The 7138-nt window shown below is 71.8% G+C and carries 7 protein-coding genes; 3 read left to right on the top strand and 4 right to left on the bottom strand.

All coding sequences use genetic code 11. The features are described from left to right. A partial coding sequence (locus D7Y13_RS35575) for a transglycosylase SLT domain-containing protein (RefSeq protein WP_120630937.1) occupies window positions 1–2047 on the top strand: 2047 nt, incomplete at its 5' end. A gap of 42 nt (window positions 2048–2089) precedes the next feature. On the opposite strand, the gene cmk is transcribed toward D7Y13_RS35575, so the two are convergent. Genes cmk through D7Y13_RS35560 form a run of 3 tightly spaced genes read right to left on the bottom strand, consistent with a single transcriptional unit; the run spans window position 2090 to window position 4856 of the window. Beyond that, window positions 2090–2785 (bottom strand): (d)CMP kinase, encoded by a 696-nt coding sequence (gene cmk / locus D7Y13_RS35570; RefSeq protein ID WP_120583611.1) that lies wholly within the window; start codon window positions 2783–2785, stop codon window positions 2090–2092. Beyond that, window positions 2782–3873 (bottom strand): histidinol-phosphate transaminase, encoded by a 1092-nt coding sequence (gene hisC / locus D7Y13_RS35565; RefSeq protein ID WP_120583610.1) that lies wholly within the window; start codon window positions 3871–3873, stop codon window positions 2782–2784. Before hisC ends, cmk begins: the two co-directional genes overlap by 4 nt. 14 nt (window positions 3874–3887) lie before the next feature. Then, complete coding sequence (locus D7Y13_RS35560; RefSeq protein ID WP_120533020.1) at window positions 3888–4856, bottom strand: acetyl-CoA carboxylase carboxyltransferase subunit alpha; 969 nt, start codon at window positions 4854–4856, stop codon at window positions 3888–3890. A gap of 92 nt (window positions 4857–4948) precedes the next feature. Here D7Y13_RS35560 and D7Y13_RS35555 point away from each other — a divergent pair, with 92 nt between their 5' ends. Further along, the gene (locus tag D7Y13_RS35555; RefSeq protein WP_199732764.1) at window positions 4949–5641 is read left to right on the top strand and encodes a tetratricopeptide repeat protein; all 693 of its coding nucleotides are present in this window, start codon (window positions 4949–4951) and stop codon (window positions 5639–5641) included. A 101-nt stretch (window positions 5642–5742) separates the two neighbouring features. Beyond that, window positions 5743–6222, top strand: coding sequence for a hypothetical protein (locus tag D7Y13_RS35550; protein ID WP_120533021.1), 480 nt, complete (start codon window positions 5743–5745; stop codon window positions 6220–6222). 16 nt (window positions 6223–6238) lie between these two features. Here D7Y13_RS35550 and D7Y13_RS35545 read toward each other — a convergent pair. After that, the coding region (locus D7Y13_RS35545) for an ArsA family ATPase (protein WP_158626181.1) at window positions 6239–7138 on the bottom strand (900 nt) is incomplete at its 5' end.

Raw genomic sequence — 7138 nt, 5'->3', positions numbered from 1 at the left:
GCCTGACGCCGCCGCCCTCGCCCAGGCCGAACTCACCGCCTGCGAGGCCAAGAAATGCCCCGATGCCGGCCGCCTGGGCCTGCTCGCCGGCACCCTGGTCCTCTCCGACGGTGACGCGGCCCTGGCCCGGGACCTGCTCGCCCGGCACCCCGCCCCGCCGCCCCTGGAGGCCTTCCAGGCCTTCTACCTGGGACAGGCGCGCTTCTACGCGGGCGACCCCAACGGCGCGGCCGGGGACTTCGAACGGGCGCTGGAGAAGGCCTCCCCGGCCCTCGCGGTGCGCGCCCGCGCCCGGCTGGGAGAGGCCCTGCTGGAGGCCCACCGGCCCAAGGACGCGGCCCCGGTGCTGGAGTCGGCGGCGGCGGCGCAGCCCACCCCGGAGCTGCTCTTCCAGCGGGCGCTGACGCGCACGGCCACCGGCAACGCCGCGGGCCTGCGCGCGGACCTGAAGGCGGTGGCGCTGCGCTTTCCCACCCACCCCTACGCGGAGGAGGCGCTGGAGAAGCTGGCCGCGTTGAAGCCCGCGGTGAAGCTGACCCTCCCCGAACACCTCCAGCGCGCGAAGGGGTTCCTCTCCGCGGGCGCGGCGACCCGGGCCCAGGAGGAGCTGGAGACGGCGGAGAAGCGGTCGCTGGTGAAGGGCGCCCCCGCGCAGGCGCAGGTGGCGCTGCTCCGGGCCCAGGTGCTCTTCGCGCGGAGCAAGCCGGAGGAAGCGGAGAAGGCGCTCGCGGTGGCGCGCAAGGGGCCGCCGGCCATCGCCGCGGAGGCCGCGCTGGTGGTGGCGCGCCGGGCGCTGCGCTCGGATGACAACGCGAAGGCGCGCGCGCTGATGGTGGCGCTGGACAAGGCGTATCCGTCCCAGGCCGCGGGCGAGGAAGGCGCGTTCTTCGCCGCGTGGCTGGACATGCAGGGCGGCCGCTTCGAGGACGCGGCGAAGTCCTTCGCGGACTACGAGAAGCGCTACAAGAGCTCGCGCCGCCGCGACGAGGCGATGTGGTTCCGGGCCCTGGCGCACCTGCGGCTGGAGCAGTACCCCCGGGCGAAGCAGGCCCTGGACGAGTTGGTGACGGCGTATCCCAAGACGTCCCTCGCGCCGCAGGCCCGCTACTGGATGGCGCGCGCGGACGAGCTGGGGGGCGCCAAGGCCGCCGCGGTGGGCCCGTCCTACGAGGCGGTCATCAGCGCCGCGCCCGCGTCGTTCTATGCGCTGCTGGCCTCGGAGCGACTGCACGAGCTGGGACGCACCCCGCCAGCCGCCTTCCCGCAGCCGCCGAAGCAGCTCACCCTGCCCCGTCCTCCGGAGCTGGAGCTGGCGGTGGCCCTCACGCGCGCGGGCCTCTTCCGCGACGCGGCGGACGAGGTGCAGTCGCGCGTGTCGGGCCTGCGCTCAGCGGATCAGGCGCTGCCGTTCGCGCACGCGCTCCTGCAACTGGGCGAGTACGGCCACGCGCACATCGTGGCGGCGCGCTACCTGTGGGGCCGCGCGTTCGGAGCGAAGGCCCCGGATGCACTGGCCGCGTTCTATCCGCGCGCGTTCTCGCAGGCGGTGGAGGCGGAGGCCACGCGGCAGGCGCTGGATCCGTTCCTGGTGTGGGCCATCATGCGGCGGGAGAGCGCGTTCCGTCCGGAGGTCATGAGCGCGGCGGACGCGCGCGGGCTGATGCAGATCATCCCGCCCACGGCCACGGAGATCGCGCTGAAGATGTCGGAGCCCGCGCCTGCCCCGGCGGACCTCTTCGCCCCGGAGCGCAACATCCGCTATGGCGCGTGGTACCTGGCGCAGCTGATGAAGCGCTTCGCCCACCCGGCGCTCGCGGCGGCGGCCTACAACGCGGGGCCCAAGGCGGCGGTGCGCTGGACGCAGGAGCGGGGCACGCTGCCGTTGGATCTCTTCGTGGAGTCCATCCCCTACCGGGAGACGCGCGGCTACGTGAAGCAGGTGCTCGCGGACCTGTACCTGTACCACCGCTTCTACGAGAAGGACGGCACCCGGGCCCGGCTGGCGATGACGGTGCCCCCGCCCGCCACGGACGGAGTCAGCTTCTGACGGAGGCGGCGTCGCGGCGGGCCCTGCGCCGCCGCGAACGCGTCAGCCGCCGCGAGCAGCCCTGCGGCGCTCAATCTCCTGCTCCAGGGTCCGCACGACGTCGGACAGGGGCATGCTGCTGGAGTCCACGCGCACCGCGTCGTCCGCGGCCTTCAGGGGCGCCACGGTCCGCTCGGAGTCGGCGGCGTCCCGCTGCGTCTGATCCGTGAGGACGGCCTCCAGGCTGCTGTCCACGCCCTTCTGGAACAGCTCCTCGAAGCGGCGGCGCGCACGCACCTCCGGGTCGGCCGCGAGGAAGAACTTCGCGTCCGCGTCCGGGAACACCACCGTGCCGATGTCCCGCCCCTCCAGGATGGCGCCCGCCTCCGTCTCCAACGCCAGCCTGCGCTGGAGCGCGAGCAACCCCGCGCGCACCACCGGCCGGCCCGACACCTGCGAGGCGCCCATGGAGATGGCCGGCGTGCGGATCTCCCCGGACACGTCCTCGGTGCCCAGGAACACGTGGTTCTCCTCGCCCACCACCTGGAAGTGGATGCGCACGCGCCCGAGCAGCTCGCCCAGCTTCGCGTCGTCGTCGAACGCGATGCCCTCGCGCGAGGCCATCAACGCCACGCAGCGGTAGATGGCGCCGGTGTCCACCAGCGCGAACCCCAACCGGCGCGCGAGCAGCTTGGACACGGTGGACTTGCCCGCCCCGGCCGGCCCGTCGATGGCGACGATGAACGGACGCGGGCTCATGACAGGATCTCCTTCAGCGCGCTCACGCACCGCGCGTTCTCGGAGGGCGTGCCCACGGAGATGCGCAGACAGGTGGGAAAGCCGTTGCCCGCCATCGGCCGGACGATGACGCCCCGGCGCAGCAGTTGTTCGTACACCGCGCCCGCGGGCCGGTGGCAGTCCACGAAGACGAAGTTGGCGTGGCTCTCCGACAGCGTGACGCCCAGCTTCGGCAGCTCCTGCTCGTAGAAGCGCAGGCCCGCGTGGTTGTTCTCCCGCGTCTGGCGCACGTGCTCCGTGTCGTCCAGCGCCGCCATGCCCGCCGCCTGCGCCACCACCGTGAGGTTGAAGGGCATCCGCGTGCGGTGCACGTACCCCGCGAGCTTCGCGTCCATCACCGCGCAGCCCAGCCGGATGCCGGCCAGGCCGTGGATCTTGCTGAATGTGCGCAGCGCCACGAGGTTCGGGTGCGCGTGGAACAGCTCCACGCCGCTCGCGTAGTCGGGCCAGTCCACGAACTCCGCGTAGGCTTCGTCGTGGATGACGAGCACGTCCTTGGGCACCGCGGCCAGGAACGTCTCCAGGTCCTTGCGGCCGAACGCCGTGCCCGTGGGGTTGTCCGGGTTGGCCAGGAACACCATGCGCGTGCGCGGCGTGACGGCGCGGGCCATGGCCTCCAGGTCGTAGCGGAAGCCCTCGCGCATGGGCACCTCCACGAACGGACGGCCGTGCGCCTGCGCGGAGATGCGGTACGCCGGGAACGAGCCCTGGCACAGGAGGATCTCCTCCTCCGGCGTGGTGAACGTGCGCATCAACAGCTCGATGAGCTCGTTGGAGCCACTGCCGAGGACGACCTCCTCCGGCTTCACGCCCAGGTGCGTGGCCAGCCGGCGCACCAGGTGGAAGCTCGTCGCGTCCGGGTACAGGTGCACGGACGCGACGGCGTTCTTCATCGCCTCCACCGCGCGGGGCGAGGGGCCCAGCGGGTTCTCGTTGGAGGCGAGCTTGATGACGCCGGTGAGGCCGTACTCCCGCTCGGTCTCCTCGATGGGCTTGCCCGGAACGTAGGCCTTGAGCGTCTCGACGTAGGGAGGAACGAGCGGTCGCATGCGGGATGAACCTCTTACTTGCCGGAGAACATGCCCAGGGCGCGGAACTTCTTGTAGCGGTCGTGCACCAGCGCGTCCGGCGACAGCTCCGCCAACTGCCCCAGGTGCTTGCGCAGCGTCTTGCCCAGGGCCTCCGCCGCCTTGGCCGGGTCGCGGTGCGCGCCGCCGGGAGGCTCGGGGATGACCTCGTCGATGATCTTCATCTCCAGGAGGTCCGGCGCGGTGGGACGCATCGCGTCCGCGGCCTTGTCCGCCTTGGTGGCGTCGCGGAAGAGGATGGACGCGCAGCCTTCCGGGCTGATGACGGAATAGACGCTGTTCTGGAACATCAGCACGCGGTTGCCCACGCCAATGGCCAGCGCGCCGCCGGAGCCACCCTCACCCACCACCGTGGAGATGATGGGCACGCGCAGCCGGCTCATCACCTCCAGATTGACGGCGATGGCCTCCGCCTGCCCGCGCTCCTCCGCGCCGATGCCCGGGTACGCCCCCGGCGTGTCCACGAAGGTGAGGATGGGCTTCTCCATCCGCTCGGCCAGCTCCATCAGCCGGCGCGCCTTGCGGTAGCCCTCCGGGCGCGGCATGCCGAAGTTGCGCGCCATGTTCTCCTTCGTGTTGCGCCCCTTCTGGTGGCCAATGACCATCACCGGCTTGCCGTCGAAGCGCGCGAAGCCGCCGACGATGGACGGGTCCTCGCCGAAGTGCCGGTCGCCGCACATCTCGAAGAAGTCCGTGAAGAGGTGCTGGACGTAGTCCAGGAAGTACGGCCGGGCGTTGTGGCGCGACAACTGCACCACCTGCCAGCGCGTCAGGTCGCTGAAGATTTCCGTCTGGAGCTTCTTCGCCTTCTTCTCCAGCTTCGAAATCTCGGAGGAGAAGTCCACCGTGCCGCTGGTGGAGAGGACCTTCAGCTCCTCGATCTTCTTCTCCAGCTCGATGAGCGGGCGCTCGAAGTCGAGCGCGTAGCCAATGCCGGTTGCCATGGCGCGGAACTAGCACCAGGGTTCAAGCCTTTCAACGCGCAAGCGGTTACGCACCCCTGGAATGTCCCAGGCCCCCTCCCGTCTGGAGCGACATGGTCCTCGCCCTGTCCCTGCTGGCCCTGACGCTGTCCGCCACCCCGCCCACGCCCCCCTCGGGCCAGGCCCTCAACACCCAGGGATTCCGGCTCTATCAGGCCGGCAACTACCCGGAGGCCCTGGCCCGGTTCCAGGCCGCCGCCCAGGCGAAGCCGGACTACGCCCTGGCCCACTACAACGTCGCCGCCACCCTGGGCCTGCTGCGCAAGCAGGGCAAGGTGTGCGAGTACAGCGCCCACCGCGACGTCATCGTGGAGAAGCTCACCACCGCCGTGCGCCTGGACCCGCGCCGGCTCAAGCGGGCGAAAGCCGACGCCGACCTGGACGTCATCCGGGACACGCTCGGCTGGCAGAAGCTCCTGGGCCGCACCCCGGAGAAGGAGTCGGACGTGCCCGCCCTCGTGCGCGCCGTGTCCTGGTACGGCCCCGGCGTCGGCGTCTATGGCACCACCCGCTCCCTGCGCTTCCAGGACGGCGGGCGGGTGGAGTTCTGGCACCGGGACGTGGACGACTCCGGCACGCCCCGCGAGTCCCGCACCCGGGGCACCTACACTGTCCGGGGCCGCGCCGTGGAGGTGACGCTCCCGGGCCAGAAGCCCCTCCTGGGCACCCTGAGCACCGGGGGCGTCCTCACCTTCCCGGACGCGCTGGGCTCCTTCACCGACAGCCCGTCGGAGTGCGACGCCTGAAGCGGAAGTGACGTCCCGCGCACGCCTACACCCGCGCAAGGGCGCATCACCCTGGCGCGCCTGCCTGCCGGTGCCCATCCTCTTTTGCGGAAGCGGGGGGAATGCCTGTGCACGGACTGAACGCGAGGCAGTGGGGGCTGGTGGCGATTGTCGCGGCGGGGCCTTTCGTCCTCGCCTTCCTGTTGGGGGCCGCGGCCCCGGAGCTGCTGGCGCCGGTGCTGGGCACGACGCTGGGGGGCCTGAGCTGGCTCCTGGCCACTGGCCTGGGCATCCTCGGCGGCGCCCTCTTCGCGCGCATCCTCGCGGCCCTGCAGCGCCCGCGCATCCAGGCATCCCCGACGCTGCGGCTCGTGGGCACGCTGGGCGGCGCCGGAGCGGTGGTGGGCCTGTGCATCGTGCCGGCGGTGGTGCTGCTGCTCGCCGGCCCCGCGTGGGCCACGCACCTGGACCGGGAACAGCTTCCGGCGCCCCAGGGCCTGCGCTCCCTGCGCTCGAACGCCATGGACCTGCTGGGACAGGCCCGGCGCGTGATCCCGCACCGGCTGCCGCTGTCCCAGTTGCTGCTGCCCGGCCCCCGCTAGGGAGTCAGGCGTCGCGTCAGGCCGCCTTGATCTTCGCGGGCGGCGCGGACAGCGCGTACCACGCGGTGCGGAACGCCTTGAGCTCGCGCAGTCCGGCCGGGTGCCGGCCCAGCGCGGGCGCCATCGTCACCGGCAGGCCGATCTTCTTCTCGATGGCCTTGGCCGCGTTCAGCTCCAGCTTGCGGCGGTTCTCGCACTTCTCACAGGTGGACTTGGGGCCCACGCGGTTGACGAGCACCCGCTCCACCTGGAGCTTGCGCTCCTTCAGGTACTCCACCAGCCGCTCCGTGCGGGACGCCGCCAGCTCCTCGCCGCGCGTGACGACCACGAAGCGCGACTCGCTGGGGGACGCCAGCGCGTCCTCGAAGCGCTTCACGTGCTTGATCATCCCCGCGATGTCGTCCGCCAGGTCCGCCAGCCCCTTGGCGCGGTGCTTGTTGAGCACCGTGTGCAGCGCGCCCAGCCACGTCTTCGCCGTGTCCGCCAGCTCCACCACGCGCACGGACATCACCACCGGCGACGAGTCCACCACGATGCGCTTGAAGCGCTCCTGCACCAGCGCGTCGGTGAGGACGGACATGGCCGCCAGCTCGTCGATGCCCGGGGGCGCGCACTCCAGCAGGTTGCGCAGGTAGAGCAGATCCGCCGGCACGTCGTTGCCCGCCTTGGGCGCGCCCTCGAAGGCCTTCTCCGCCTTCTCCTTCAGCCGCTTGCGCAGGGCATTGAACCAGCCCGCCATGTCCAGCTCGCGCGCGTATAGGCCCTTGGTGCCCTTCACCTGGGTCTCGGTGTCGGTCAGCCGGCTCTGCAGCACGTCCGACAGCGAGTGCGCCGGATCCGTGGAGATGAGGAGCACCGGCCCCTCCTTCTCCGTCAGCGTCACCGCCGCGGCGGCCGCGCAGGAGGACTTGCCCAC

Origin of the sequence: Corallococcus praedator (assembly GCF_003612125.1) — a bacterium.
Classification (GTDB): Bacteria; Myxococcota; Myxococcia; order Myxococcales; family Myxococcaceae; genus Corallococcus; species Corallococcus praedator.
The sequence above is the reverse complement of the archived record's forward strand: the minus strand, read 5'-3'. Positions and strand labels throughout refer to the sequence as shown.

What these genes read in the sequence shown, in the direction of transcription:
- cmk (WP_120583611.1), bottom strand. Translation starts at nt 2,785, where the DNA reads ATGAGCCCGCGTCCGTTCATCGTCGCCATCGACGGGCCGGCCGGGGCG.
- hisC (WP_120583610.1), bottom strand. Translation starts at nt 3,873, where the DNA reads ATGCGACCGCTCGTTCCTCCCTACGTCGAGACGCTCAAGGCCTACGTT.
- D7Y13_RS35560 (WP_120533020.1), bottom strand. Translation starts at nt 4,856, where the DNA reads ATGGCAACCGGCATTGGCTACGCGCTCGACTTCGAGCGCCCGCTCATC.
- D7Y13_RS35555 (WP_199732764.1), top strand. Translation starts at nt 4,949, where the DNA reads ATGGTCCTCGCCCTGTCCCTGCTGGCCCTGACGCTGTCCGCCACCCCG.
- D7Y13_RS35550 (WP_120533021.1), top strand. Translation starts at nt 5,743, where the DNA reads ATGCCTGTGCACGGACTGAACGCGAGGCAGTGGGGGCTGGTGGCGATT.